The organism is Paenibacillus sp. S150 (assembly GCF_019352175.1).
In the GTDB taxonomy this organism is placed as follows: Bacteria; Bacillota; Bacilli; order Paenibacillales; family Paenibacillaceae; genus Paenibacillus_AQ.
Window position 1 is genome coordinate 113880 of record NZ_JACBYI010000006.1, and the last position, 24452, is coordinate 138331.

Here is a 24452-nt window from a genome sequence, read left to right on the forward strand (position 1 = left end):
CTTTGCGCTATAAATGATCCTTAATCTTTCGCGCTGAAACGGGTACCGTCTTTTAAGGACGGTGAAGCCGTTTCCGCTTGTTTTGCGGCAGTATGTTTGGGTTATTAGACGAAATAGCCGCTGCAGCTCTATTTGCCCATATATTTACATTTTTCTAGTAACATTTGTAACTGACGGGCTTGCTGAAAATTGATAAATATAGGATGTAAGCGTTTTATAACATGACTGGGGGGATGTTTGTGAAAAAAGTAACAAAATTATTGCTGGCAGCGGGTATCTCATTGGCTGTCATAGGTACCCTAAACAGCGGTGCCCTGAACAATGTGTCTTCAGCAGCGAGCGCACCGCTCAAGGTTGGCCGGGTAGAAGCAGCCGCTCATGGCACCAAATGCTTCACTGTGGCCGTAGCCGTCGTGCAAAATGGCGTCATCGTAGCCGCTTCGCTGGACGATTATCAATTCCTGGGTACGGATGTGGCAAAGGGAGTGCCTAACTCCGACAAGGACTTCGGACAGAATTACAAAGATCCTTCACTGGTTCTGGCCTCCAAGAAAGCGAATACCAAATATTACAGCGAGCATATGAAAGAAGAAGCAAAGTCTACAGTTTCTTATGACAAAAACCTTGCCGCTATCGAGAAATTTGCGACCGGCAGAACGATCAAGTCGCTTGAAGCTACGCTTACGTACAAGAGCAAAGAACAGGTGGTTGATGCTGTCAGCGGAGCGACCCTTGTAGATACCGACGGCTACCTGAAAGCCATTCTGGCTGCTGCCAAGGCTGCGAAATAAGCTTCTGCTTCAATAAAGGCAAATGTAAAGCCTCCCTTACGGATACAGGTGTAAAGGAGGCTTTTTATGTTTTCTTTTTTGTGGCTTGCGGGAAACCCGGCATCTGCAGGAATGAACAGACGGCATTACACCCAGCCGAACAAGCGGGCTGACTGGGCAACGGCAAAGGTTGCGGCAATGGCGATTCCGAGCGGAATGACAGCGGACAGCACGGCCCATTTCATGCTGCGGGTTTCTTTGTAGATGTTGATAAGCGTAGTGCCGCACGGATAATGGAGCAGAGAGAACAGCATCATATTCAGCGCGGTCAGCCAGGTCCAGCCATGGCTCAGGAAAATATCCTTGATGCTGCCGAGCCCATCTATATCGACCATCGCGCCGGAGGACATATATCCCATAAGCAGAATCGGCAGCACGATTTCATTGGCAGGCAGTCCCAGGACAAAAGCCATAATTATGAAGCCGTCAAGACCAAGCAAATTCGCAAAGGGATCAAAAAAAGCGGCCATATGGTTAAGGATGCTGCTTCCGTGAACGGACACATTGCCCAGTATCCAGGTGATGATTCCGGCCGGAGCGGCGACGATAATAGCCCGGGTCAGCACGTTCAGGGATTTCTCTTTGGAGGAAATAAGGATGGTTTTCCAAATTTGCGGACGCCGGTAAGGCGGAAGCTCCAGGGTGTAATGAGTAGGTACGCCGCGCAGCGCCGTCTTGGACATGACCCAGGAGACAGTCAGGGTGACAATAATGCCGACCAGGACAATGCCCATCAGCACCAGTGCTGTCGATAAGGTGCGCAGCGCACCCGCTGCGGCTCCGCCGACCATAAAAAGGGATGAGAGCAGAATCAGCGCTGGCCAGCGGCCGTTGCAGGGCACGAAGTTATTGGTCAGAATAGCAAGCATCCGTTCACGGGGCGATTCAATAATGCGGGTGGAGAGAATGGCGGCGGCATTGCAGCCGAAGCCCATCGACATGGTCAAGGCCTGCTTGCCGTGGCCGCCGGATTTTTTGAACAGACGGTCCATGTTGAAGGCCACGCGCGGCAGATAGCCGAAATTCTCCAGCAGCGCGAACACCGGGAAGAAAATCATCATTGGCGGCAGCATGACGCTGATGACCCAGGAGGTTCCACGGTACAGCCCCAGCACAAGCACGCCGTGCAGCCACGCCGGGGCGCCCAACGCCCCGAAGCCCGCAGTCAGATAGCCTTCGGTCCATCCAAAGAGGGAGGCAAGCCAGCCCGAGGGATAGTTGGCGCCGGCAATCGTAATCCAGAACACCAGGCCGAGGCCGGCGAGCATAATGGGGAATCCCCATATCTTGGAGGTGACGATGTTATCCAGCTTATAGGTGCCGGCAAGCTTCTTTTGGTCCTTGTAGGTGACCGCATCGCGGCAGATATCGGCGGACACCCCGTAAATGCCGCTGACAATCTCATCCCGGATCGCGCCTTTGTCCGCCAGCCTCTTCGCTGCTGACAGCAGGGAATCCAGCGCGTCCGTTCCTTTAATGACATGCGGTGACTCCATGGCCCACGGCCTCCTTCGCTGATGAAATAGGCTTGCGCCCCATATGGGCCTTAAGCGGGTTGAGCAGGCTGTCATCTCCATCCAGCAGGCGCAGGGCAATCCAGCGTGCCGGATATCCCGGGCCAACCGTCTGTTCGATCATAGGTGTCAGTTCGGCAATGCCCTGTTCAATTTCGGTACTATAGCTGATACGGAGCGGCTGCGCGGCAAAAGCGCCGGTGGCGACACGCTCGATCTGGTCCAGAAGAGCTTCAATGCCGATTTTGCCCCTGGCGGAGATGGCCACAACCGGAACGCCGAGCCGTTCCGCTATGGCTTCCAGATTGATGCCGATCCCCAGTCTGCGTGCTTCATCAATCAGGTTGATGCAGACCACGGTCCGCCCGGTGATCTCCAGCACCTGCAGCGCGAGGTTGAGATTGCGCTCCAGCGAAGTTGCATCCAGCACGACCAGCGTGACATCCGGCTCCTCAAAAATGATATAATCTCTGGCCGCCTCTTCGTCGGCGGAATTGGAGTACAGCGAATAGGTGCCTGGAAGATCGACTGCGCGGTAGGTGTGGCTGTTGCGGGTGAACCGGCCTTCGGCGGTGATGACGGTTTTACCCGCCCAGTTGCCCGTGTGCTGACGAAGTCCGGTAAGCAGGTTGAAAAGCGTGCTTTTACCCGTATTGGGGTTGCCTGCAAAAGCAACAGTGAATTGGCTCATTTCTCCCCGCCTCCAATCAAGGTTCCGTAGATCCGTTCGCTTTCTTCCCGCCGCAGCGCAATTGTTGTATTACTGACCCGGAAGGCTGTAGGATCTCCAAGCGGGCTGCGCCGGAGCACCTCAACAGCATTGCCGGCAACAAAGCCCAGATCCAGAAGTCTTCTCCGCAGCACCCCCTGCACCTCGATGCCGCTGATTACCAGCTTGCTGCCGTTTACCGCCTCAGACAATGGAATAAGAGCACCAGCCATAACATCTCCTGCTTTCATATTGAATAAGTATATATTGTGCATTGGTGATAGATTGTTGTAGTGTGCCACAATAGTAGTATACGTAAATCAATTTGTCCTTGCGACAAAAAAGTTTCCTTAGGGGAAGAAGAATTGTTGCTTCCAGTACATTCATTGTTTTCTTCCTTCCTGCCGGAAACGTGGGCGTTCCCCCGGCTTCAAGGTGCGGTATGTGCACTGCCGGCCTTTCGGGAGGCGCAGCCGTTTCCGTTTCTGTTTCCGAGCTTTCAGGATGGGCTTAAGGCGTGCTATGGTTTCACCTTAGCATTACCTTACAGCGTTGTTCAGGTTATGTTCGTACACTAAGTGGCGGACCGCTTGAACCTGTCGCGGAGCAGGATGGAAATGGCCAGCAGCAAAGGGATCGCCACCTGGAATATCGGGTCGATCTTCAGGCTGGGTCCCAGACCTACAGCAATATGCTGCGTATAGTCCCTCTCCAGAAAGGAAGCGCCGTAAATAACAGCACCCACCGGGAACACCCACCATTTCGCAGGCTTTCCGGTCAGCTCGGCCATCGCCTTCACAGAACTGAAGTAGAACAGCATCATCTTGATCAGCAGACCGATGAAGAGCTGGATCGTGACCAGAATGTCCAGGCGTTCGATGAACCTCAGATTGGATAAGGTCCGCACTGTTTTTAAAAAGGGCAGCTGGCTGATTCCGGCAATGGTGGGTCCAAGGACGGCAACATTAAGCGCGTTCATGAAGATAAGAAATATACTGATCAGAATATAGGCGGATATTGTATTTTTCACCGGAACGCCAGGCTTCTCCCATAAGGACCACAGCATCAGGAATACAATCATCTGTCCGAAGGGAAAGGAGACAATATCCGGCAGCGCAGCATCTATTATCGGTCTTAATCCGCCCTCAAAGACAGGCGCCAGACGGTTGAAATCAAGGGAGCCCATTATTCCGAGCAGCAATACAAGCACGGCATAGAAGGAAAGCACCAGCGGCAGCAGCACCTCCGGAAGGCGGAAGACGACTTCGGCCCCTTTCCAGATGGCGTACAGCGCAATACCGACAAAAATCAGCATTGTGATGGACATCGGGGAATTCGGCAGCATGGTGAGCGCCGTCAGCTCCCCTAAATCACGGACATTGCGCATCGATTCATAAGCGAAATACAGGCTGTAAACTCCGCCAACAACAGAGCCTGCATAACGTCCGAAATGGAACTTAAGCATGCCGATGAGGTCGCTATGGAGCGAACGGTGCTGAATCCACATCAGCAGCATAAGCAGGATAAAGCCTGCCGCCGAGCCGGTACACATGGCCAGCCAGGAATCCTGCTTGGCCTTGCCGCCCAGCAGGAACAGCGGTGTGCTGCCGATCTCAAACAGCATGATCATGAAGGAGATTTGCAGGGCAGACACCTGCTCCTTTTTTTGCATGACGGGATCAACCTCCTAACCACTTGATAATTGCTCTGCCCGCAGGCTGAAAGAACGCCGTGTATAAGGTGGACACGCCAAGGTGCGGAGTTCTTGTAATCCCGCAAAGGTGGACATAGACACAGTAGGCCAGGATGCAGCCGAACCACAGCCTGTGCAGTTTTCGCCCCTTGCCCTGCAGCAAGGCGCAGCCCCGCCAGAAAGCGAGGAGATAGAGCCCGAGAATCACAGCTATATTCATAGACAAGCTCCTTTATTTCTCCAAAACAGAATCGAAGGATTTATTGCTGAGTCCTGTCCGTTCAATCTCCATCGAAACATGGGGCCGTATTTCAATCTCCTGGAACACGCTGTCCCAGCTCTTGTCCTTCTGGATCTGCTGCCAGCGGTTGCGGTCGCTGCGGTGGATTCTCACCGCGAAGCCCGTGACATCTGCGCCCAGCTTCCTGACTTCCTTCCAGGAATTGTTCACCAGCTCCAGCACCTGCTGCTCAATGGCATTCTCCATCTCCGTAATTGAAGCCCGCTCGTTCAAATCCATGATACTGCCCAGTTCCGTTAATACACCGCTTCCTTTGATATCAATATCGATGACATAATGGTCCTTCTCCCACTTGGGATGAACGGCGGTGCTGGATTTCTGGAGAATGAAAGAGGCATCCGGCTTGTCGCCGGATTTGGGCTTGGAAGGGAAGGAGATGGTGGCCAATTTAATTTTGTCCGTCATGAATGACAAGCCCAAAGCCTGCTTTTGACTCAGCCAGCCAACCAGCTTTTCACCCTTCAGTACGCCAAGCCTCCCCAGAGCCAGCCGGGTCCGCAGATCTGTGCGTCCGGTTTCTTCCGTCTCATCCATGATTTCCGGTCCGGTAAGGAGGATTTCCGGAAGGATCGCACTGCCCGATTCGGAGGAGAGGGCCATCGCCAGCTCGAACATCCGTATGCCGGGATAATAGGAGATCAGCCGGGCCTCCTGTTCTATCATCAGCTGAATGCCGGAGCCCTGGTTTTTGGTCAGCTGCATAAGCTGGTCCAGAATATTGCCGGCTTCGCCTTTGGTAATAAATACATAGACCGTTTCCCGGCTGTCCTGCTTGCGCAGGAACATATCGATCAATTGATTAATACCGTGTCTGGCCAAGCTTTCGCCGAGAACGGTAATTCGGGAATGGGAGAAAAACATTTCGCGTGTGCTCGTCAGGTTGGTCCGTTCAATGGCTTCCATAATCGTTTTTCCTTTAACGGTAAAGGTGACGAACGGAGGCGAGCTGGTGCTGCCGCCCCCGCTGCCCCCCATACCGCTGGCTCCGGAAGAGGGGTTGATGACCTGGTAGGTGGCCTTCCAGCGGTTATCCTCCCAGTCATAGGCCGAACCGGAGGTAATGCCAAGCTCGCTCAGTTCGCGGTCATCCCAGCAGCCGGACAGCAGCGCCGACAAAAAGGGGAGACAGAGCAGACAGGAGAGAATTTTTTTGCGAATATTCATGTTCCCCATCCTTTCCGCTTGGTTTTGGATTTCTTGAACCGGTCCAGAACGATTGCTCCCAAAGGGACGAGCACATTGAAGAGGAAGAAGGTAAGAAAACGCCCTTCCTTGTTGTAGAGGTTCAATTTCTCTGTGCTCTGCCAGGTGAACAGGCACTCCAGAACAATAAGCAGACCCAGGGCACCGATGAAGGGCCGGCTGCTGCTGATCCGGAAGGTCTGCTTGAAGCACTCCACGGTAGCAAACAGGAAGATTGACAGCTTCAGGTAGATGGACAAGACCCAGTAGGAGATGAAGAGAATGTCCAGCTTCTCAATAAATCTTCCGATATGAACAATCCCGACGGCAGCAAATCCGGGATAGGAGCTGAGCTTGATAAAGTCAGGGCCAAACACCATGAGCGCGGTAATCAGCGAAAACATCATCAGCACGGAAACAAAAATCAGGCCGGTCCAGCCGATTAGGCGGGCTTTCTGCGGATATTGAAGGTAAGGAGCCAGGAACAGCAGCACTGCAACCTCGGACATCCAGGTGGTTGGTGTAATGCTGGCGAGTGTCAGCTCGACCAGCGAGTGGTCGAACATCGGCAGCAGCCGGTGCACATTCATCTCATTGGACAGGCCGAACACATATAGAGGTACAAAAAATAGATAGAGCAATATGACCAGGCTGTTCACCCGGGCAATGGCTTCCAAGCCCTGTCTTACCATATAAATGGTAATAAACAGGATCAGCATGCATAGTACCGAGACCGGGGTATTGACCAGCACATTGTCCTTCAGGAAGTTGGCGAATTCACGCAGAATTGTGGCGGTGGTGTCCAGGTAGAACTGCAGCATGAAGAGGCCGAGGACCGTGGCGACGACGGGCGAGCTTTTCTCGCCGATCCACACCAGAAACGGAGCGCCATTGGTGCAGCGTACAGCGCTGCCGACAACGGCTGCGATGAGAACTCCGAAAAAGGTGGACAGCAGGATAGCCAGCGGCGCATCCTGCTCCGCATAGTTGCTGATGATTACCGGAAGCACAACGGTGGCCGTTGGCAGGATTGTATTGACAACCAGCATGGCTGCCTGGGTGGTGCCGATTTTCCCGTTCATTCCGGACCCTCCCCTTGCGGTTTTTGAGGTGCGGCTGCTTGCTGGCTTTTCTCTTCCACCGGCTTGGGCTTTTGATCCGCTCCCTGGCGGCGCGTTTCTTTGCCCAGATTGGTCTTGGGACGCACGGCCATGCTCCAAAGCGGAATGCGGATAAAGATATCCTTAAGATAACGCGGAATCATTGGAGCTACAGGAGACAGGTACGGCACACCAAAGGAACGCAGTCCGGCCATATGAATCAGCAGCACCATGAGAAAGGACATAATCCCGAACAGGCCCAGGGTTGCGGCGATGAACATCATGACAAACCGGATGAGCCGGATGGAGTTGGCGATCGCCAGCGACGGAATAACGAAGTTGGAGATTGCCGTAAAAGAAACGACGATAACCATAGCGGCGGAGACCAGCCCGGCTTGCACGGCAGCCTGTCCGAGCACCAGTGCGCCCACGATGGAAATCGCCGGTCCGATGGTGCGCGGCATGCGCACCCCGGCTTCGCGCAGCACGTCGAAGGTCAGCTCCATGAGAAGCGCCTCTGCAAGCGCCGGCAGCGGCACCCCTTCCCGCTGGGCGGCGAGGCTGATCAGCAGAGTGGTTGGCAGCATTTCCTGGTGGAAGGTGGTGACGGCGATATACAAGGCAGGCAGCAGCATTGATACAAAAAAGGCACTGTAGCGGATGAGCCGCAGAAAAGAGGAAATATCATAACGCTGGTAGTAGTCTTCGCTGGACTGGAAAAAGTTGAAGAATGTGGACGGCGCCAGCAGGGCAAAGGGCGTACCGTCAATAATGATTCCGATTTGCCCTTCCAGAATGCCCCCGGCCATGGCATCCGGACGCTCGGTGTTCTGAATGGTGGGAAAGGGAGTCAGCCCGCCGTCCTGGATGAATTCCTCAATATAGTTGCTCTCCAGGATGCTGTCCGTGTTGATCGCATTCAGCCGGCGGCGGATTTCCGTCAGCACCTGCACGCTGGCGAGGCCGTCCAGATAGACCAGGGCCACTCCGGTCTGGGTACGCTGCCCTATTTTGTATTCTTCAATGCGCAGATCGGAGGTTTTCAGTCTGCGCCGCAGCATGGAGGTGCCTGTCCGCAGACTTTCGGTGAAGCCCTCCTTGGGACCGCGGATGACACCCTGTGAGGTCGGCTCGTTGACGCTGCGCTTCTCCCAGCCGGAGGTATCGGCAGCCAGCGCGGTCCGGATGCCGTCGAACAGGATCAGGGTGTAGCCGTCGAACAGCATCGGAAAGAGGGCTTCCAGCGTCCGGCCCTCCTTGACACCGCCGATGGGCAGCATTTGATCCTTGATCATGCTGAAGGCGTCTGCGGCGGTGATGAATTCACTCTTCAGCGTGACCGTTTCCAGCAAGGGCTGCAGCACGGCCTGATTGACCGCATCGGCATTAACCAGGCCGTCAATATATACAAAAGCCAGTGCCAGCGAGCTTAAAGACTCATTGGTGAATCTCCGGATAACGACATCCGAGCTTTGGCCGATCCGTTTGCCGAGCTCCTGCAAATTCAGCTCCAGTGAAAGATCAAGAGGAAGCGGCGCAGGCACGGATTGTTCTATGGGATCACTGTTTTTATTGCCGCTCCTACGCTGATTATTGGACATCGTAACGCCTCCGTTCTGCTGGAATCTGGATTCTTTGGCGTTATTATCCCCGGGACCCTTATTCCTATTCTGGCTGTATAAGTGCATGGGCTGTCTGGAAATCATGATGCGGACTGAGGTTTATGTTAGGGAAGCTTCCCCGTTTCATCGTCTGAAGTGCCGCCAAGAGCGGTATGGATGCTTATTGGATTCCATGAAAAAAGGTTCATCCCCAGCATCGGCGGCTGGAGGCGACTTATGTCAGGGTAGGATTGGGCCGGGCTGCTTCGCCAGCCTCCCGGGTCCGGCCGCTCCGCGAAAAGTAATACTTACCGTGATTCCCTCTCCGGGCCGGGATTTCAGGCTGACCTTGTGGCCGGGGAGGCTGCAAATCTCCCGGGCCAGATACAGGCCCATGCCGGCCGATTCATGGTACTGCCGCCCGCGCTCACCGGTGAAATAAGGCTTGAACACCCGCTTCAAATCTTCGGGGTAATGCCGATGCCCTGATTTGTAATCTCAAGAAGGATATCTGTGCAGCCTCAATGCCTCCGGTCAGCCTTGCTAAGTGGGAAAAAGTAGCACTAATTCAATTCATTTGGCTCACAGATAGACATTTAGTGGGAAAAAGTAACGCTAATTCTGCTGAAAACAGCCGCACCGGGGCAAATCGGCTGGAATTAAGTGTCCAAAATCCCACTAACGTCTTTTGCAGCCACGCTTCCGGTGGATTAGGTTTACTTTTTCCACTCCGCTTCCTTTCTCCATTCACCTCGTTATGTTTCAAGAATATTCTGCTTTCCAAATGTAATTCATCTAAGCGGTTATTCCCGTCTGAATTCCCCGCAGCGGTTCAGCAACCTTAACGGGATAAGGGCTGTCGCATGGGCATGCAGCAGCTGCGGCGATGGTTTATAATCAACTAAATGGCTGAAGTTACATCCATATAACATGAAGGCGGGTAGCATTATGACAACCATAGGTTTGATTCGGCACGGCAGCACCGCGTGGAATAAGGAAGGGCGGATACAGGGGCATACCAATAATCCGCTTGATGAGGAAGGGCTGCGCCAGGCGGCGGCCATTGCCGAGCGGCTGCACGGGGAGAAGTGGGATTACATTTATTCAAGCGACTTGCTGAGAGCGGTACAGACAGCAGAGGTGATTTCGGAGCGGCTGGGTATCCCGATTGCAGGACTGGTACCCGGAATCAGGGAGATGAGCGGCGGCCTGATTGAAGGCACCACGGAAATTGAACGTGCAGCGCGCTGGGGCAGCGAATGGAGAAGTATGGATATGAAGCTGGAAAGCGACGAATCAGGCCAGCACCGCGGCAGCCGGGCGATCGAAGAAATTGCCTCACGGCACCCGGGCAAAAGAATCCTCGCCGTCAGCCACGGCGCAATTCTGCGCAGCAGCCTGAGAAGACTGGTCCCCGGGCTGGATGTGAGCGAGCTGCTTAAAAACACCTCGATCACCCATATCGTCAAGGACGGCAGCGGCTGGACCTGTGCGCTGTACAACTGCGTGGCGCATATGAACGCTGAGAGGTCTGAGTAAAAGAGAGGGCCGGATTCGGCAGTCACGGCTGGAAGGCTGGAGAGTGTCCAATAACGGCAGAAATGCCGTTGTTGAGGCGGAAAAGTCCAGCATGCCCATCAATAACAGCAAAATTACCGTTGTTGAGGTGAAAAAGTCCAGCGAGCCCATCAATAACGGCAGAAATACCGTTGTTGAGGTGAAAAAGTCCAGCGAGCCCATCAATAACGGCAGAAATACCGTTGTTGAGGTGAAAAAGTCCAGCGAGCCCATCAATAACGGCAAAATTACCGTTATTGAAGCGAGGATGTCCAGCGTTGCCCCTCGATAACGGCAAAACTGCCGTTAAATCGGTCATGCACGTCAGGCGTGCGGCAGCCGCCTGCACCGAACCGGGCGGCGCAGGCGGACCATCCGTCCTTTCCAGGACGGATTTTTTATGTGCGTCAGCTGGGTCTTAGAGGAAAGGGGAAGCCTGCCAATAATAAGCTTAATGCTTAATTTAACCGCTTTTTTCAGGCTGATTCCGCACTGGTGTTCAGATTATGTTCAGTGTATTATTGTACAGTGAAGCTTCAAAGCGGGAAACTATTCACAGGCAAAAGGGAGGGCAAATGAACGATGGAAGCCCAAAATTATATGCTGTCCGTATCCTCGGTGCTCATTGCAGCATTGACCGTCTATAGTATTTTCAGTCTGCAGCGTAAATTGGGCGGCAAAAATCAAAAAGCCCGCGCTGTGTGCGCGGTTCTCATGATTTTTATTGCGGGAACCGGACTGTGCGTCATGCACCTGCTGGGCTTGCAGTCCCTCCCGGGAGGCGCAGCTAATGAAGACAGCGTGTTTCTCCCGCTTGCCCTTTATGCCCTGACGCTGGCGGGCATGATGTATCTGTTCTCCAGGCTGCGCCAGCTGCTGGCGGACCGGGAACAGCTGAAGGAGCTGGCCTACCGGGATTCAATGACCGGTCTTTTGAACAAGAACGGCCTGGATCATTTCTGGGATCACTGCAAGCCAAATGAGCAGCTCGCGGTGCTGTTTCTGGATCTGAACCGCTTCAAGGCCATCAACGATACGCTTGGCCATCATGTGGGCGATTTGCTGCTGCAGGCTGTCGGTACCACACTGAGTCAATTTTCGCGCAAAGGCAAACGGCATATTTTCCGCATTGGCGGGGACGAATTCGTGATTATCGCCAAGCGCTGCAGCCACAGGGAAGCCGAACAGCTCGCGCTGCGCATTTTGGAGAAAACGACCCGGAATTACAAGCTGGAGAAGCATGAACTCTTTGTTTCAGCCAGCATCGGCATCACCATGAGCCATGGCAGGATCGACCGCCACCGGCTGCTGAAGGAGGCCGATTCAGCTATGTACAGCGCCAAGCAGCTGGGGAGCGGCCGTTATTCCGTACATAAGCAGGAGCGAAATACAGGTCTGGCCAAGCCGGCTGGCAGTGCCGGAAGCCTGATCAAGAGAGGCAGCTCCAGTCCGGATGAACCCGGAACTAAGCAGAAGTCCATGCGGGCATGAGCAGCGGCCGGCTTGATCCTTACAGCTAAGCTTTTTTAGAGTGAGTCCTGTTCACTGCTCCGGAAGCGGCCCTTCATCAGCAGCAGGCATACCAGGGCAAAGGCCATACTGACGGTTGCGGCATAGAACAGAATGGAGTAATCCGTAAGATCAATCAGCAGTCCCAGCAGGGGGGGAGACGTTATGGCGGCAAGCGACGAGACCAGATAATAGATTCCCGTCCGTGTGCCGATGCTTTCTTCGTTTCCTGTAGCGACTACGTAGGGATAGGAATTAATATTGATGCAGGCCCAAAACATTCCGCCAAGCAGCAGCAAGCCGCGCAGCAGAAGCACATTCTCCGCCAGCCCCACCAGGGCAAATACCGCCATCAGCCCGCATACTCCGAGAATTATGATGTTTTTCTTCCCGATCTGTCCGCCCAGCCAGCCGCTGGGAATCGCAAAGATTACAAATGCCAGGGAAAAGAAGGCCAGTGAGAACGAAGCCGCCTGTTCACTGAGCCCCAGGTGATGCTTGCCGTACAGGGTGAACAGCGTTTCCACGCCCTGATAAGCCACAAACCAGAAAAATATCGCCGCCAGCAGCCAAACCGTTGTCCGGTCCAGCTGTTTTTTGAGGGAGATTCTTGCGGGCCTGCCAGGGGGAACAATTCCTCCTTCCGGCAAAAGCTCTCTCTCACTACCGGAACCTGCCTCGGCATCCGCTGCCGTTGTATTCACCCCATCCCGGTCCTCCTTAATGAATCGCGAAACCACAAACAGACAGAGCAGGGTGATCAGGCCGGCCGCCGCAAAGGGCAGCGCAGGACTCATATTATAGAGATACGACCCTGCGCCAAAAGCCAGAATAGACCCTGCTCCGCCCATGAAGTTGATCAATCCGTTGGCTCTGGTCCGCTTGGGCTCCGGTGTAATATCCGGCATCAGTGCAACGGTAGGCGAACTGTACAGGCTCATGGCAAGATTCATCAGCATCATGAACAGGAGCAGGGTGAACAGTCCGCTGTGGAACGGAATCAGCATAGTCAGCACGGCAGCCAGCGGCATGCCAATCATCAAATAAGGCATTCTGCGCCCGAAGCGGGTTGCAGTCCGGTCACTGCGGTTGCCGATCCACGGCTGCAGAAACAGCGCAAAATAGTTGTCGATGGTCATCATGAAGCTGATCAAGGCCACGCTGTGCACATATTTTTCCAGGAAAAAAGGAACAAACGCGTTGTACAAGCTCCACGTAATGCTGATGCTGAAAAAGCCGAAGCCGAGCAGCCAGACTTTTTTCACTCCATCACACTCCCTTGTTAGCCAGCAGTGCGGCGAGCACATCCGGGTAATCGGTAATAATGCCCGCGACCCCGGCTTCAATTAAGCTTTTCATGCGCTCGGGCTCATTTACGGTCCAAGGATGGTAGACGATGCCATGCTCTGCCGCTTCTGATACAAATTCCGGCAGCACGGCGTAATGATAGGCATGCAGCGCATCCGCCCGCAGGGAAGCCGCATAATCCCATGGGCGGTACAAGCCTTCTCCATATAAAATACCGGTGCGGATCTCCGGTGCCAGCGACTTGCAGTAAGCGAGTGAATAATGATTGAAGCTCGACAGTACAATCCGTTCGCTCATGCCGTAGGCCCGCACAGCGGCGATGACCTTTTCCTCCATGCCGGGGTAGAGATACATGCCGTTCTTCAGCTCAATATTGAGAATCGTATCCCGTCCCTGCAGCAAGTCCAGCAGTTCCTCCAGAACAGGAATGCGTTCCCCCGCAAATCCGGCGCCAAACCAGGCCCCCGCGTCCACCTCCAGCACTTCACTCAGCGCATGGTCCTTCACGTACCCGCTGCCGTCCGTAGTGCGGTTCAAAGCTTCGTCATGAATGAGGACCAGCTCTCCGTCACGGGTCATCTGCACATCTGTTTCGATGCCGGTAGCGCCAAGCTCCAGACTCTTGCGGAATGCCGCCATCGTATTCTCCGGGCATACCGCGGATGCGCCGCGATGTGCAAAGTTAATAATGCTGTTCATCTTGTTCAACCCTTTCGCTTAATTGGCCTTGTGCGCCCGAACAGGCGCGGGCTTCACTCTTTCATATTCCACATCACAGCAAGAAACCCTGTCCGCGATTGGCGGAAGGGCGCTGACTTAACAATTTTAACACGGTGCTGATGTTTCCAAAACCTGCACAGGAACCGGACTCATCGCTCAGGCCGACACAATCCCGCGGATCATTTCGTGAACCTGCTCAGCTGCGGAGAAGGCTCGGGTATAGGCGGAATCGTTTTTTTTGGCCGGTGCAAGCCCCGGGAGGAACGGAATGGAGAGAACGGGAGTGTCGGTGTTGCTGAGATAAATCTTCAGCGTAAGCTCATTGACTTCCTCGGCATTGTCAGTGTTCCCGTCAGCCAGTGCCGCCTCTGATTGGGCAGTCATGCCCCGGGTCTGCTGCACCGCGCTGGTGGTGATCCGGCTGGTTTTGCTGACTTTGGTGAGTGTCAGCGCATTTTCTACTATTTCCGAGCCCAGAATGTTCTCGAAAGGATACATGGCTGGTTCCGGTGCCTCCCGGCTGCCCGGGTTAAAGCTGCCGACCGCTATGTTCCTGCCTTTTTCATCCAGAGCGATGATATGGGAATTGTCCGGAGTGATATACTGTGCCGGGAATTTGTAATGGAAGGATGAGAAGCCATAGGCTGGCTTGTTCCGGGTGGACGAGGATGAAGACTGTTGTATTTGCAGTACTGCGGCTGCCAGCAGCAATGAAACACCCAATACGGCGAACATGTACATCAGGAAAATGAGCATTAGGCCGCCTCCTAAAAGTTTTGTAAGCGCTTGCTCCCAGGTTCTGCATCGTGCAAAACTTACTTCGAAAGCATACGCTAAGTTTTGTAAGCGCTGCTCCCAGGTTCTGCATCGTGCAAAACTCGTTACGGAAGCATACGCCTCCAATAGTAATAGATATGCTCAAGGTACGTGAACAAATACATAGACCGCACCCGCGGTGATCATATATTATTTTTCTATTCCGCGGCTTGGGGAACAGATCAGAGATTATAGGGGGAGATCGGCGATGATTGTGGATACACTGGGACATTTGCTGGAGAATAAGTCAGCTTACGGGGAGAAGATTCAGAGAGGGCTGCAGTTTCTGCACGATACCGATTTCGCCGGGCAGGCGGCGGGACGCCATGAGGTGAACGATGAGATGTTCTATTTCATCAACGGATATGAAACGAAGGCGGCCGGGGAGTGCTTCTGGGAAGCGCACCGGGTGAACCTGGATCTGCATTATATTCTCGAAGGCACGGAGAAGATTGGCTACGCCGCTATCGAACAGCTTGAGGTCAAAGACGGATACAGTGCCGAGAAGGATGCTATTTTCTTCACCGGGGCTGTGGAATCGGCAGTAACTGCCGGCCCTGGAGCACTTGTGGTCTGCTATCCTCAGGACGGGCATATGACGGGGATTGCGGCTGGGCAGGTTGAGAGTGTGCGGAAGGTCGTTTTGAAGATTAAGCTTTGATTAAATATATAAAAAGAGCTAAGTTCTCTAACGGTATTGTGTAGTAACTTCTTTTTGAATAGATAACTCAAAGGAGCCGGGAGGCTCCTTATTTTTATATTAATTTTGTATAATGAATCTGTCCGTTTCAGGTTTAAGGACGATAATAATAGTAGACCTGAATTTTGCATAATACCACCTATCGGTTATAAGCAGTCAATCACCCGGACAAGGAGCCGCACTTATGAGTATATATCTCGAATTTCCGGATGTGGATAAGCATTTTCCCTTCCGCAGTCTGGTTTGTGGAGGAGATACGCTGTGTTATCCGCATTGGCACAAGGAAATCGAAATCATCTATGTTACTAAGGGAAGACTAAATCTGGGAATAAATGATACGCCTATCCGTATGGAGCAGGGCGAGGTTCAGTTTATCAACGGCGGGGATGTGCATTATTTTCTCGCTTCGCCCGAAAGCCAGCGGGTGGTGATCCAGTTTGACCTGAATCTGTTTCAGGAGGTTGCGTCCCTGGAGGACAGCGGCTATTCGCTTCGGGATGTATTTACGGAAATGGAGCATTCCAGCTCGGCATGGCCTGAGGCGGTAACCGGAAGGATGATCTCCCTGATTGAGAGCATCTATGAGGAGGATACCCAGCGCCGGGAAGGGTGTGCCTATCTGATTAAGGCAAGAATGCTCGAGCTGCTGACCGTTATTTTGCGGGAGGTGCCGAAGAGCAGAATCAAGCGGCAGCCTAAGTTCTCGGAGGATACGCTGACTCAATCCAGAGAAACGCTGGAGCGCCTGGAGCGGATCTTTGCCTATGTGGAGCAGCATTACCGCAAGGCGATTACGCTGAATGAGGTGGCCCGCTACATGGGCTTCAGCCCGTATTATTTCACCAAGCTGTTCAAGCGGAATACCGGGATGACCTTTGTCGCTTTTTTGAATGAATACCGCCTGAACAAAGCAAAGTGGATTCTGTTGAATGAGGATCTGCCGATGTCCGCTGTGGCGGAAGCCGCCGGGTTTGGCAGTGTGAAGACCTTTCACCATTTTTTCAAGGATGCAACGGGGATTTCCCCGCTGAAATACCATAAGACAATATTCAGGAATAATACAGCAAGAATACAGGAAGAAAGCGCTGGGGCGGATTTGTATGATAGAGATATCAAAACTGGTGGAGGTTAGAGAGAATGACGTTAACAGTAGGAATTATCGGCTGCGGCGGAATTGCGAACGGCAAGCATATGCCCGCATTGCACAAGGTGGAAGGTGCGGTAATGGTGGCGTTCTGCGATATCGTGCCTGAACGTGCCGAGAAGGCAAGAGCAGAGTTCGGAAATGAAAGCGCTGCGGTTTACACAGACTATAAAGAGCTGCTTAAGGATGCAAGTATAGATGTGATTCATGTATGTACGCCGAACATTTCCCATGCGGAGATTTCCATCGCAGCCATGGAGGCCGGCAAGCATGTAATGTGCGAGAAGCCTATGGCGAAGACAACCGCGGAAGCGCAGGCGATGATTGACGCAGCAAAACGCACGGGCAAGAAGCTGACGATCGGGTATCAGAACCGCTTCAGACCGGACTCGGCTTACCTGCATACCGTATGTGAGAACAACGGGCTGGGAGAAATCTATTATGCCAAAGCCAAGGCCATCCGCCGCCGCGCGGTTCCAACCTGGGGGGTGTTCCTGGATGAGGAAGCGCAGGGCGGCGGGCCGCTGATCGACATCGGTACCCATGCCCTGGACCTTACCCTGTGGATGATGGACAATTACAAGCCCAAATATGCTGTGGGCAATGCTTATCACAAGCTGTCCGGCCGCAAAAATGCCGCAAATGCCTGGGGTCCTTGGGACCCGGAGAAATTTACGGTGGAGGATTCCGCCATCGGGTTCATTACGATGGAGAACGGAGCGACCATTGTCCTTGAGGCGAGCTGGGCGCTGAACACCCTGGATGTGGGCGAAGCCAGAACCGTGCTCTGCGGCACGGAAGGCGGAGCGGATATGGAGAAGGGCCTGCGCATTAATGGGGAAGAGTATGGCAAAACCTATGAGAAGCATATTGGCCTGGATGCAGCCGGTGTGGACTTCTACGACGGTGCGGGCGATGATCCGGCAGTGGCGGAAGCCAAGCAGTGGATTGGCAGTATTGTGAATGATACGGAGCCGGTCGTGAAGCCGGAGCAGGCGCTGGTGGTTACCCGCATACTGGAGGCTATTTACAAATCGTCGGAAACGGGAATGCCTGTATTTTTTAAATAAGCAGCTTGAGCTTGGAACATTAACAAAAGGTACAAGTGCTGGCGGCCAAGTATGGATACTTACGGAGCGGCAGCGACGCCCGAGAGCTATCCGCAGGAAAGCCGGCACTCTCAGCATGGGCTTGGATTTCAACCGTGGACAACGGTTCTAATCTGGAAATGTATACCTAACAGCGGCGGGAAGTCCTAACCTTCACCGCAGCCATGATCAAGGTCAAGGCCGATTGTTTCAATCAAAGGTTCAGTTTATATAATAAAAACAAAAGTACCAGGAGCGTGTGCATAGTGACCAGAGTAACCGTATGGAATGAATATCGTCATGAACGGCAGGAAGAGCGGATCCGTGAGATATATCCGCAGGGCATCCATGCCCAGCTGGCTTCCTTTCTAAGCCAAGCCGGAATGGATACGGCAACGGCAACGCTGGATGAGCCGGAGCATGGATTGACGGAGGAAGTGCTGAATAACACCGATGTGCTGGTATGGTGGGGGCATATGGCCCATCAGGAGGTGAGCGACGAGATCGTGAACCGGGTTCACCGGCGGGTGCTGCAGGGAATGGGGCTGGTCGTGCTGCATTCGGGGCATATGTCCAAAATCTTCATGAAGCTGATGGGCACGGGCTGTGATCTGAAATGGCGTGAAGCCGGAGAAAAAGAACGCCTGTGGGTCATGGAACCGAGCCACCCGATTGCCGAAGGCATTGGCGAGTATATTGATCTGGAGCAGGAGGAGATGTATGGAGCGCATTTCGATGTTCCGGCTCCGGAGTCGCTGGTTTTTGTCGGCTGGTTCGAAGGCGGGAATGTGTTCCCGAGCGGATCGACCTACCGGCGCGGCAGCGGAAAGATTTTTTATTTCCAGCCCGGGCATGAATCTTACCCGACTTATTACAATAAAGAGATTCAACAGGTAATCATCAACGGCGTGAACTGGTGTGCGGGGGCGAAGCGGGATTATCCTGTGTACGGACATTCTGCGGCGCTTGAGCCGATTAGAGAAAAGGTGGGAGTATAGATGAAATTAGGAGTATTTGATCCCGTATTTGGAAGCCTCAGCCTGGATGAGATGCTGGATAAAATCGCTGCCGCCGGCCTGAACGCGGTGGAAATCGGCTCCGGAGGCAATCCCGGCAACCCCCACTGTCCTACGGATGAGCTGCTGGCGAGTGAAGCGGCCCGTGAGGCGTATTTGGAAAAGTTCACGAAACGCGGCATTATGATCAGCGCCTTCAGCTGCCATAACAACCCGATTTCGCCGGACAGGGAGGAGGCGCGCCAGGGGGATGAAATCCTGCGCAAATCCATTAAACTGGCATCGCTGATGGGTGTTGCCGTGGTCAACACCTTCTCGGGCACTGCCGGAGACAGCGAGGAGGCCAAAGCGCCGAACTGGCCGGTCACGCCCTGGCCTACCGTGTACAGCGATATCCTGACCTGGCAGTGGGAGCAGAAGCTGATCCCTTACTGGAAGGAAATCGCCCAGCTCGCCGAAGAGCATGGGGTGAAGATTGGCATTGAGCTGCACGGCGGCTTCCTGTGCCATACGCCTTATACCATTCTCAAGCTGAGAGAAGCCACCGGTCCGGCAATTGGCGCCAATCTTGATCCCAGCCATCTGTGGTGGCAGGGCATTGAGCCTGTGGGTGCGATCAAAATTCTTGGCAAGGCCGGAGCAATTCACCATTTTCATGCCAAGGATACGTATCTGGATCAGGATAATATCAACATGTACGGCTTGACGGATATGCAGCCTTATGGCGATGTGCAGACCCGGGCGTGGACCTTCCGCTCTGTCGGCTGCGGCCACAGCCTGTCCGAATGGTCGGATATTATGAGTGCGCTTCGCACCTACGGCTATGATTATGTCGTAAGCATTGAGCACGAAGATCCGCTTATGTCCGTGGATGAAGGCTTCTTCCGCGCAGTGACCAACCTGCAGTCGATCCTGATCCGCGAGCAGCCGCTGGATATGTGGTGGGCGTAAGCTAATGGCGGCTGAATAGCTGAAAATATGCACAAGGCCTCACGGTCTGCTATTTCGCAGACCGTGAGGCCTTGTGTTTTGAAGTATGGCCCCCCTTTTAACATGCAGCATGCTCGCCTTTGGGAGCTCTAAGTGGAAAAAGTCCCACTAATTCTCAGCCAGTTTCCCCTCGGAGAATGTTAGGTGGAAAAAGTAGCACTAATTCAGCTGAAATCAGCATATTTCGCTGTTTACAGTAAGATTAAGTATACAAAATCCCACTAAACCTCGTTTATAGCGCGAAATCTTAGAATTAGGTTTACTTTTTCCCACTAACCTTTTCTTTGCACTATGGTGATAATCTGCGGTGCTGCGCTGGAGCGGGATAGATGAGTACAGATGAGTGTAGAGGGATGGAGCACACACACTGACACACACCTACTCACGCGCATACTCACACAGATACTCTTACAGACACATACTTACTCACACACTCACACAGCAACAAGCCAGACTCACACACACACCTACTCACGCACATACCCACTCATATACTCACTCATATACCCACTCATATACTCACCTACTCACTCACCTATTCACACAGATACTCTTTCATATACACACACAGACACATACTTACTCACACACTCACACAGCCACACAGCCACAAGCCACACTCACACACACACCTACTCACTCACCTATTCACACAGATATTCATTCATATATACGCACACATATACTCATTCACCCACCCACCCACATACCGCGTACCTACCCACACAACTTACTCACTTACCCGTCCTTTCCCCTCTTAACTCCTACCCTCTTGTGCTACTGATACCTGTAATAAATCACGGTGGCGGACATTTCGCCATCGCCGGAGACGACATAGTTCGGGATTTTGCCGGCTTCCACAAATCCGCGCGACTGGTAGAGCAGGTTGGAAGGATCGCCCTCGCGCGTATCCAGCACCAGAAGTGTCCGGCCATCTGCCGCCGCTGCCTGCTCTGCGGTGTCCATCAGCATGCGGGCAATCCCTTTGCGGCGGTGCTCCGGATGCACCATCAGCTTGGCGATTTCCGCCCGGTGCGGGGCGTTCGGCTTAGATACAAGATGGAGCTGTACCGTGCCGGCAATGGTGTCCTTCTCGGTTGCCGCCCAGAGCAGGACGCCCGGAGCCGGCACCCTTTGCCAGTAGGCTGAAGCCTCCTCAACCGCCATCGGAGGCAGGAAGCCGATAGAGGCGCCGTCCTCTACCACATCTATAATAAGTTTGTTTAACTGCTGCACAAGCTCCGGTTGTAATTCCTCCAGCCGCATAATGGCAATTTTCCGGCTCATTGGCAATACTTCCTTTCGTGTACAAGTTCCTCTCTAAGCAGCTATGAGAAATGCTGCAATAATTTCATTATATCTATGTAATGAAAGTTTACAATTCAAAAAAATAAAATGATATTTCTATGGTATATCTATGTTAAATATAAAGCCTTATCTGCCAAGGGTTTCACAATTTTGATGTTCCATGGTACGGGCTGATGTGAAAAATTAACGGTTCATTTTCCCATGCAACGCGGCGCATAATCTATTATACTAAATGAAAATTTGCCCGGAGGAAGTGAAGCGGATGATGCGGCGTTGGAACAACTTAACTTATCAGAGCAAGCTGCTGCTCGCCTTCTTCCTGCTAGGGATTATCCCGTCCATAGTGATAGGGACGATGGCATACCTGAAATCCGTGGACACGCTGGAGTCACGGGTGAACGAGGATTTGGGCGTCATTGCCGGACAGCTGAACGAGGCAATCCGGCGGCAGGTGGAGGATGTGGACCGCTTCAGCACCTTTCCGTATTTTACGCCGGAGATCTTTCAGATACTGAATCAGCCCTATGTCCCCCGTGACCAATGGGGCTACCGGGAGCTTGAAACCCAGCAGCAGTTCGCCAAGCTGCTTGTAACCTACCCTTCGATTTTCTCCACGATTCAAGGTCTGATCTTCTACAGCACCAAAGGCAATGTGTACGGCTACCGGGTCAGCGACCGGTCCTCCATCAATGAAGCAGTCAGTCCGGCGGATGAGGAATGGTATAAGGAAACACTCAGCAGAGGCGGGGGGATAGCCATCTCCGGGCTGCGCCAGGAGAGGCAGTTCAACAGTGCGCCGTTTGCGACCATTACAGCGTCCCGGCTGCTGCTGAATGATGATTTTAGTCCCGCGGGGGTTGTGGCGGTCGACATCCGCCCCGATTTCATGGATAAGATTGTCCGCTCCTTCCAGCTCAAGAGCATGCATGTCATGGTGGCGGATGAGAAGGGGGAGCTGATCTATTCCACACGGACTGCCGATAATCAGCGGTTCCTCAGTGCGGCGGCAGAGCAGTCTGCCCAAAAGGGCACGATGCGCGGGGTGATTACAGTCCCTGAACTGGGAGGCGGCCTTGCGGCGGCTACCGGGGTATACGCCCACAGCGAATATTTGGGCTGGACCAGCTATCTGCTGATTGACCGCGAGGAACTGCTGGGTGACGCCAACGTTATCCGCAATTTTACGATTGTGCTGGTGGTGATATCTACGGCGGCTGCCGCGATTCTGTCCCTGCTGCTGGCCCGGAGCCTGTCCCGGCCAATCCGCAGCCTGATCTCTTCAATGCGCGATGTGGAGCGGGGGCTGTTCGTGGCTCCGGCTGCCCCGCCCGTCAAAGGTGAAATCGGGCAGCTGCATCTCAGCTATGTCACGATGGTGAAGCGGCTGGATATGCTGATTCAATCGATTGAAGAGAAGGAGCGGCAGAAGCGGGAGGCGGAGCTGTATGCGCTAAGGGCGCGGATTGCGCCTCATTTTCTGTACAATACGATCAACTCGATCCGCATGCTTGCCGTTCTGCAGCAGTCCGATGGGATAGCCAGGCTGCTGCAGTCACTGAACAAGCTGCTTCATGCCAACATGAAGCTGGACAGCGAGCTGGTGCCGCTGGCGGCGGAGCTGGAGCTGCTGCATCATTATGTGCGGCTTATGGAGCTGCGGTATACGAACCGGTTTCAGGTGGAGTGGACAATCGAAGAGCATACGGAGCAGGCCATGGTTCCGCCGATGATTCTGCAGCCGCTGATGGAAAATGCGATTTTTCACGGCTCCTTCGATGTGGATGGCCCGCTGTTGATTGAAGTCGGCGTTTCTTTTGCCGGGAATGGCGAGGAGCTGCTGATCACCATTGCTGATAACGGGCCTGGCATAGCGCCTGAGGTCCTGAATGTTCTAAATGGGGCAACCCTTCAGAATGCCGCCGGGCATTCCAGCAAAAGCATAGGTGTAGCCAACGTGCGTGACCGCATCCGCTTAAGATTTGGCCCCCCGTATACACTTCTGCTGGTGAGTGAGCCGGACCAGGGAACCCGGGCCGAGCTGTATCTGCCCTTTGAACCGGAGGATAGGGGAACAGCCCCTGCCGTGAATGGAGGAATGAATTGATGTGGAACCTGCTTGTGGTGGAAGATGAGACGATTGTGAGGCTGGGGCTGCGGTATATGCTGGACTGGGACGGACTGGGAATCAGCTGGAAGGCTGAGGCGGCAAATGGCCAGGAAGCCCTCAAGGCGCTGGCCCATGAGGACATCCATATCGTCATGACGGATATCCGCATGCCCGGAATGGACGGACTGGAGCTGGCGCGCAGGATTAAGGAGCAGTACAGCGGGGTGCAGATCATATTCTTCAGCAGCTTCGAGGATTTCCCTTATGTCAAAGAAGCGGTCCGCATTGGGGTGGTCGATTATTTGCATAAGCCGACGATGGATGCCGAAGAGATTGCTGCGGCCCTGAAAAAAGCGACGGCTGCTCTGGAGCAGCTTCATCAGGAACCTGTTCCGCAGGCGTATACGGACAAGGACCGCGACCATCTGGTGCAGCTGCTGCTGGAGGCGGAGGTGCTTCCGCCGGATTGGGCTGAGCGCTGGCAGCGTTTGGGGCTGGAGGCCATTTACGGGCAGGGGTATCAGCTGGCGGTGCTGCGTATGGCGGAGAATGAGACGGCGGAGCCGCAGACCGCACTGGCCCGGTTTATGTCCTTCCGCTATTTTTTGGAGGAGTACACCTCCAGGGAGTGGGGCGGGATTCTGCTCAGCCGTGAGCATAAAGAGCTGGTGTGGCTGCTGCCGCTGGACGGAGGCAAGGCGGAGGCCGGGGCAATGCAGGCATATCTGGACCAACTGGAGCAGAGCTTGTTCAAAATGCTCGGAATCCGCCTGGCCTACTCGTACAGCATGATTCACCGAAGGGCTGAAGAGCTGCCGGAAGCCTACAGGGGCGCTGCGTCCCGCGAGCCGGTGAGCGGCGGGAAGCTCAGCGGAATTATCCGCCTGGCTACAGCCTATATTGACGAGCATTTGCTGGAGGATGTGACCCTGGCCCGCACGGCGGAGCAGATTCATGTCAGCGTCAGCCATCTGAGCCGCCTGTTCCTCAAGGAGACCGGACAGCATTTCAACGAATATGTGACCGCCAAAAAAATGCTGCTGGCCCGCAAGCTGCTGCGTGACAGCAACCGGAAGGTGTACGAGGTGGCGGAGGAGCTGGGTTACGCCAACCCGCATTATTTCAGCAAGCTGTTCAAAGATGACACGGGGCTGACACCGCTGGAATTCCGCAATCAATAGGGGAAGCTGCTTCGCGCGCAACGGAGAAAATTAAAGCTTTGGGGAATAGCCAACGTGCTGCAAAGCAAAAAAGTTATG

24 protein-coding genes are annotated in these 24452 nt (G+C 53.8%); 11 read left to right on the top strand and 13 right to left on the bottom strand.

Annotation, left to right across the window (positions count from 1 at the left end; all coding sequences use genetic code 11):
- Positions 1-239 precede the first annotated feature (239 nt).
- A complete protein-coding gene (locus HYD27_RS08775) occupies positions 240-791 on the top strand; it encodes a hypothetical protein (RefSeq protein WP_219213765.1) in 552 nt (183 codons plus the stop codon).
- Between the two features lie 125 nt (positions 792-916).
- On the opposite strand, the gene HYD27_RS08780 is transcribed toward HYD27_RS08775, so the two are convergent.
- The 9 genes from HYD27_RS08780 to HYD27_RS08820 all read right to left on the bottom strand — a co-directional run bounded on the left by HYD27_RS08780 (position 917) and on the right by HYD27_RS08820 (position 9383).
- Positions 917-2326 carry a nucleoside recognition domain-containing protein gene (locus HYD27_RS08780; RefSeq protein ID WP_219213768.1) on the bottom strand — a complete coding sequence of 470 codons (1410 nt, stop codon included), beginning with the start codon at positions 2324-2326 and terminating at the stop codon, positions 917-919.
- Positions 2304-3035: a FeoB small GTPase domain-containing protein gene (locus HYD27_RS08785; protein WP_219213772.1), complete on the bottom strand. Its 732-nt coding sequence runs from the start codon at positions 3033-3035 to the stop codon at positions 2304-2306. The genes HYD27_RS08780 and HYD27_RS08785 overlap by 23 nt, the downstream gene beginning before the upstream one ends.
- Positions 3032-3286 carry a FeoA family protein gene (locus HYD27_RS08790; RefSeq protein WP_219213775.1) on the bottom strand — a complete coding sequence of 85 codons (255 nt, stop codon included), beginning with the start codon at positions 3284-3286 and terminating at the stop codon, positions 3032-3034. Before HYD27_RS08790 ends, HYD27_RS08785 begins: the two co-directional genes overlap by 4 nt.
- A gap of 341 nt (positions 3287-3627) precedes the next feature.
- Positions 3628-4725, bottom strand: coding sequence for a GerAB/ArcD/ProY family transporter (locus HYD27_RS08795; RefSeq protein ID WP_219213778.1), 1098 nt, complete (start codon positions 4723-4725; stop codon positions 3628-3630).
- A 7-nt stretch (positions 4726-4732) separates the two neighbouring features.
- Positions 4733-4966 (bottom strand): hypothetical protein, encoded by a 234-nt coding sequence (locus HYD27_RS08800; protein ID WP_219213781.1) that lies wholly within the window; start codon positions 4964-4966, stop codon positions 4733-4735.
- A 12-nt stretch (positions 4967-4978) separates the two neighbouring features.
- Positions 4979-6211 carry a Ger(x)C family spore germination protein gene (locus HYD27_RS08805; protein WP_219213784.1) on the bottom strand — a complete coding sequence of 411 codons (1233 nt, stop codon included), beginning with the start codon at positions 6209-6211 and terminating at the stop codon, positions 4979-4981.
- Entirely contained in the window at positions 6208-7311 is a 1104-nt protein-coding gene (locus HYD27_RS08810; protein ID WP_219213787.1) for a GerAB/ArcD/ProY family transporter, read from the bottom strand. The genes HYD27_RS08805 and HYD27_RS08810 overlap by 4 nt, the downstream gene beginning before the upstream one ends.
- Positions 7308-8930 (bottom strand): spore germination protein, encoded by a 1623-nt coding sequence (locus tag HYD27_RS08815; RefSeq protein ID WP_219213789.1) that lies wholly within the window; start codon positions 8928-8930, stop codon positions 7308-7310. Before HYD27_RS08815 ends, HYD27_RS08810 begins: the two co-directional genes overlap by 4 nt.
- Before the next feature lie 240 nt (positions 8931-9170).
- On the bottom strand, positions 9171-9383 hold the full coding sequence (locus HYD27_RS08820; RefSeq protein WP_309242038.1) for an ATP-binding protein: 213 nt from the start codon (positions 9381-9383) through the stop codon (positions 9171-9173).
- A 495-nt stretch (positions 9384-9878) separates the two neighbouring features.
- Between HYD27_RS08820 and HYD27_RS08825 the strand changes: the two genes are divergently transcribed.
- The 3 genes from HYD27_RS08825 to HYD27_RS08835 all read left to right on the top strand — a co-directional run bounded on the left by HYD27_RS08825 (position 9879) and on the right by HYD27_RS08835 (position 11978).
- Positions 9879-10469, top strand: coding sequence for a histidine phosphatase family protein (locus tag HYD27_RS08825; protein ID WP_219213794.1), 591 nt, complete (start codon positions 9879-9881; stop codon positions 10467-10469).
- A 43-nt stretch (positions 10470-10512) separates the two neighbouring features.
- A complete protein-coding gene (locus tag HYD27_RS08830) occupies positions 10513-10779 on the top strand; it encodes a hypothetical protein (RefSeq protein ID WP_309242039.1) in 267 nt (88 codons plus the stop codon).
- Positions 10780-11069: 290 nt separating this feature from the next.
- The gene (locus HYD27_RS08835; RefSeq protein ID WP_219213796.1) at positions 11070-11978 is read left to right on the top strand and encodes a GGDEF domain-containing protein; all 909 of its coding nucleotides are present in this window, start codon (positions 11070-11072) and stop codon (positions 11976-11978) included.
- A 35-nt stretch (positions 11979-12013) separates the two neighbouring features.
- Here HYD27_RS08835 and HYD27_RS08840 read toward each other — a convergent pair whose 3' ends face one another.
- The 3 genes from HYD27_RS08840 to HYD27_RS08850 form a co-directional block, all read right to left on the bottom strand.
- A complete protein-coding gene (locus tag HYD27_RS08840) occupies positions 12014-13261 on the bottom strand; it encodes an SLC45 family MFS transporter (protein ID WP_219213798.1) in 1248 nt (415 codons plus the stop codon).
- Between the two features lie 4 nt (positions 13262-13265).
- On the bottom strand, positions 13266-14003 hold the full coding sequence (locus HYD27_RS08845) for a glycerophosphodiester phosphodiesterase (RefSeq protein ID WP_219213800.1): 738 nt from the start codon (positions 14001-14003) through the stop codon (positions 13266-13268).
- A gap of 177 nt (positions 14004-14180) precedes the next feature.
- Positions 14181-14780, bottom strand: a complete 600-nt coding sequence (locus tag HYD27_RS08850) for a hypothetical protein (protein WP_219213802.1) — start codon at positions 14778-14780, stop codon at positions 14181-14183.
- Positions 14781-15048: 268 nt separating this feature from the next.
- On the opposite strand from HYD27_RS08850, the gene HYD27_RS08855 reads away from it, so the two are divergent.
- From HYD27_RS08855 to HYD27_RS08875, 5 genes are all read left to right on the top strand, one after another.
- Complete coding sequence (locus HYD27_RS08855; RefSeq protein WP_219213804.1) at positions 15049-15501, top strand: NanQ anomerase/TabA/YiaL family protein; 453 nt, start codon at positions 15049-15051, stop codon at positions 15499-15501.
- A gap of 223 nt (positions 15502-15724) precedes the next feature.
- Positions 15725-16672 carry an AraC family transcriptional regulator gene (locus HYD27_RS08860; protein ID WP_219213806.1) on the top strand — a complete coding sequence of 316 codons (948 nt, stop codon included), beginning with the start codon at positions 15725-15727 and terminating at the stop codon, positions 16670-16672.
- 5 nt (positions 16673-16677) lie between these two features.
- Entirely contained in the window at positions 16678-17754 is a 1077-nt protein-coding gene (locus tag HYD27_RS08865; RefSeq protein ID WP_219213808.1) for a Gfo/Idh/MocA family protein, read from the top strand.
- Positions 17755-18038: 284 nt separating this feature from the next.
- Entirely contained in the window at positions 18039-18770 is a 732-nt protein-coding gene (locus HYD27_RS08870; RefSeq protein WP_219213810.1) for a ThuA domain-containing protein, read from the top strand.
- Entirely contained in the window at positions 18771-19739 is a 969-nt protein-coding gene (locus tag HYD27_RS08875) for a sugar phosphate isomerase/epimerase family protein (protein ID WP_219213812.1), read from the top strand.
- Between the two features lie 816 nt (positions 19740-20555).
- Here the strand turns inward: HYD27_RS08875 and HYD27_RS08880 are convergent.
- Positions 20556-21065, bottom strand: a complete 510-nt coding sequence (locus HYD27_RS08880; RefSeq protein ID WP_219213816.1) for a GNAT family N-acetyltransferase — start codon at positions 21063-21065, stop codon at positions 20556-20558.
- Positions 21066-21348: 283 nt separating this feature from the next.
- On the opposite strand from HYD27_RS08880, the gene HYD27_RS08885 reads away from it, so the two are divergent.
- Both HYD27_RS08885 and HYD27_RS08890 read left to right on the top strand, forming a co-directional pair.
- Positions 21349-23190, top strand: a complete 1842-nt coding sequence (locus HYD27_RS08885) for a cache domain-containing sensor histidine kinase (RefSeq protein ID WP_219213819.1) — start codon at positions 21349-21351, stop codon at positions 23188-23190.
- On the top strand, positions 23190-24374 hold the full coding sequence (locus tag HYD27_RS08890) for a response regulator transcription factor (protein ID WP_219213822.1): 1185 nt from the start codon (positions 23190-23192) through the stop codon (positions 24372-24374). Before HYD27_RS08885 ends, HYD27_RS08890 begins: the two co-directional genes overlap by 1 nt.
- The last annotated feature ends 78 nt before the right edge of the window (positions 24375-24452 follow it).